We start from the raw sequence: 3,139 nt of genomic DNA on the forward strand, positions 1-3,139 counted from the left end.
GAACAATAGAGCTTAACAGGATGCTCCAGGCGACCTTGAATCCTGAGTCTGACAGAAAGACGGAAAGAAAGCACGGAGACTATATTTTCAGGGTAGGTGACAAGGTAATGCAGATTAAAAACAATTACCAGTTGAAGTGGAATATAGAAAAGTCTGAAGGTGAAGATGATAAGGGAGAGGGCGTATTCAACGGAGACATAGGTTATATAAGGTATATAGATGTGAAGGACGAGAAGTTATGGGTAGAATTCGATGGCAGTAAAGAAGTTGAATACAACTTTGGACAACTTGACGAGCTGATTCCTGCCTATGCAGTTACGGTGCATAAAAGCCAGGGAAGTGAATTTCCCGCTGTTGTCATACCGGTTACATGGGCTCCTCCAATGCTTCTGAACAGAAACCTCTTCTATACTGCCGTCACCAGAGCCCAAAGGCTGGTTGTATTAGTAGGATATGAAAGATATATTAAGATGATGATAAAAAACAACAAGACAACAGAAAGATACTCAGGACTTGACTACAGACTGTCCCAAATAAAAAATTATTTAATCTAGACAGATAAAGTAGCTATGCTGCGTCATCTAGTACACAGCGGCTACAACGCGTTAGACGCTGTATATTAAGATTAAATTAATACTTGAATGATAAAATTATGAATATTGGACTGAAGGTGATGATGAATTGAAAATTCTTGACGAATTAGCTGAACTTCTTGTGCCGGAGAAAAATCTCTGCTATATCTGTAACTACAGGGATGAATATATTGGCGAATCACATATTTGTAAATCATGCAACACAGAACTGGAAAGACTTAAAGGACTTCTCTGCAGCAAGTGTTCAAAGCCTCTTGACCATGACTCTTATCTATGTGACGAATGTCTCTTAAGAGTAAAGTCCTTTGAAAGAGCTATAGCACCTCTTGAATATACGGGACTGGTGAAAAAGCTTGTAAGGGAATACAAATACGGTGGGAAATCCTACTTGTACAAATTTTTTGGTCATATGATTGTGGAAAGTCTTGAGGAAGAGAAAATTGAAGGATTTGATGCAATTGTTCCCGTTCCTCTTCACAAATCCAAGCTTAGAACCAGGGGATATAATCAATCTGAACTAATTGCTAAGTATATTTCTTTAAAAATCGGTTCACCTGTGTTAAAATTAATCATAAGAACTAAAAAGACAGTTCCCCAAAGTAGTCTAACCGGTGAAAAAAGGTGGATGAATGTAAAGGACGCCTTTGAATATTCTGAAAAACCAGGAAGGGTTTCAAGGATTTTACTGGTGGATGATATTTATACTACGGGAGCAACCCTTAATGCATGTGCATCAATATTGCAGGAAAACGGTACCAACCAAATATGGTGTGTCACAATAGCCAGATAATGGATATAGATACCTTGTATAATTATTAACGAAATAGCAAAGAAAAGGTAAGTTATCCACAGAAAGATGGTTGAAAACAGGGGTTGTTAACAGAGTTATACACAATTTGTATAAACATCTTTATGAATAAATATTTTTGAAGAGCATGGGAAAAACAAATTATTTAGTGTTTAAATACCCTCCAAATGGGTATATTAAAAAATACAAACGTAGAAAGGGGACAGACATATGAAAACTAAAATATTTGGAAAGAACATCAACATTACAGAAAGCTTGAGAGACACTGTCGAGAAAAAGATTGCCAGGCTGGATAAGTTTTTTTATAAGGATGTGGAGGTTAAGGTAGTACTAAGTGTTGAAAAGCTAAGACAGATTATTGAAATCACAGTTCCTTTTGCTGGAGTAATTCTAAGAACTGAAGAAGTTACCGACGATATGTATCACTCAATTGACACTGCAGTAGATACATTGGAACGACAGATCAGAAAGCACAAAACAAAGCTCCAGAACAAAAAACACATGCCGGAGACTATAAGATTCGACAATATCGAACCCCTTGAAGATGAAGATGAATCAAAAATAGTCAAAACAAAAAGATTCGCAATGAAGCCTATGAATGTTGAAGAAGCAGTGCTTCAGATGGATCTTGTAAATCACAATTTCTTTGTTTTCCTAAATTCAGAGACAGAAGAAGTAAATGTAGTATACAAGAGAAAGGATAAAAACTACGGATTGATAGAGCCCGAGTTTTAAAAAATGCAATAGAGAGAGGCTGTTTGGAAATATTTCCAGACAGCCTTTTTGATATCTTAGGAAAGTTTCCTTCGCATCTTAATAAATACTATGGTCACTATCTGTTTCACATCTAACGCGACTATGTCGCTGTGACCTATTTAACGCAGCATAGCTGCTTTCTTGATGTATAAGAAAGTTAAAATATCCAAATAATGTGGATTTTTGAATACTAAAGATATATATTGCCTTGTAAATGAAAATACAATAAAGTATAATTGTTTCTAGTTGGTGAATCACAATATGATTTTCAAGGGAGGATAAGAGTTGTTCATATATGCAGTTGTTATAGGATTGATAATAGGCAAGGTAGGAAGAGGCAAAATCGAAAGAATTGGATATGTAAACATAAGGTTTCCCTTTTTAATAATTCTAAGTTTTCTTATTCAGGTTTCTATTTTCATGCTGAATGTTGGACTGGTAACCATAAATGATAGGGTTCTTGACGTGATCCTTGTTTCATCATATGTTCTCGTAATACTTGCAATGCTTACAAATCTGAGGATAAGATATATGGTAATTGTATTGACAGGAGCGGTTTTTAATTTTATAATGGTAATTCTCAATGGTTTGAGAATAGGTTTGACCCTTGAGAATGCGCAGAAAGTCTATAGCAGTGAGATAGTACAGCTGCTAAAATCAGAAAGTGTAAGATTTTTCAAGTTGATTCCACAGGAGAAAAGTATAATGGGAGGAATTGTTCCCTTTAACAAGTTCTTTGTATATCCTTCTGTTGCAACACTGGGAGACCTTCTCATATTTGCAGGAATAATACTTATAATACAGCAGATAATGACAGACAAGAATATAAGAAAAGGACGAAACTTTGGTTATTCAAAAGGACTTTTCAGATAAGACTACATGGAGGTCACAATATAAATGTCCGGTAAAAACTTTTTAAAGGGTGCGGCTGTTCTTGGAATGGCGGGACTCATAGTAAAAATAATTGGTGCGATATACCGCA

4 protein-coding genes are annotated in these 3,139 nt (G+C 35.7%); all 4 read left to right on the forward strand.

What is annotated here, in order from left to right; all coding sequences use genetic code 11:
• The coding region (locus tag AC3AX0_RS10210; RefSeq protein WP_487550189.1) for an ATP-dependent DNA helicase at positions 1-554 on the forward strand (554 nt) is incomplete at its 5' end.
• Between the two features lie 127 nt (positions 555-681).
• Positions 682-1,383 (forward strand): ComFC family protein, encoded by a 702-nt coding sequence (locus tag AC3AX0_RS10215; RefSeq protein ID WP_487550190.1) that lies wholly within the window; start codon positions 682-684, stop codon positions 1,381-1,383.
• Between the two features lie 228 nt (positions 1,384-1,611).
• A complete protein-coding gene (gene hpf, locus AC3AX0_RS10220) occupies positions 1,612-2,136 on the forward strand; it encodes a ribosome hibernation-promoting factor, HPF/YfiA family (protein WP_487550191.1) in 525 nt (174 codons plus the stop codon).
• Positions 2,137-2,442: 306 nt separating this feature from the next.
• On the forward strand, positions 2,443-3,030 hold the full coding sequence (locus tag AC3AX0_RS10225; protein ID WP_487550192.1) for a DUF5317 family protein: 588 nt from the start codon (positions 2,443-2,445) through the stop codon (positions 3,028-3,030).
• The last annotated feature ends 109 nt before the right edge of the window (positions 3,031-3,139 follow it).

The organism is Dethiosulfatibacter sp., assembly GCF_983023055.1.

Excerpts from the sequence above, each read along its gene's own strand:
- hpf (WP_487550191.1), top strand. The coding sequence starts at position 1,612 with ATGAAAACTAAAATATTTGGAAAGAACATCAACATTACAGAAAGCTTG.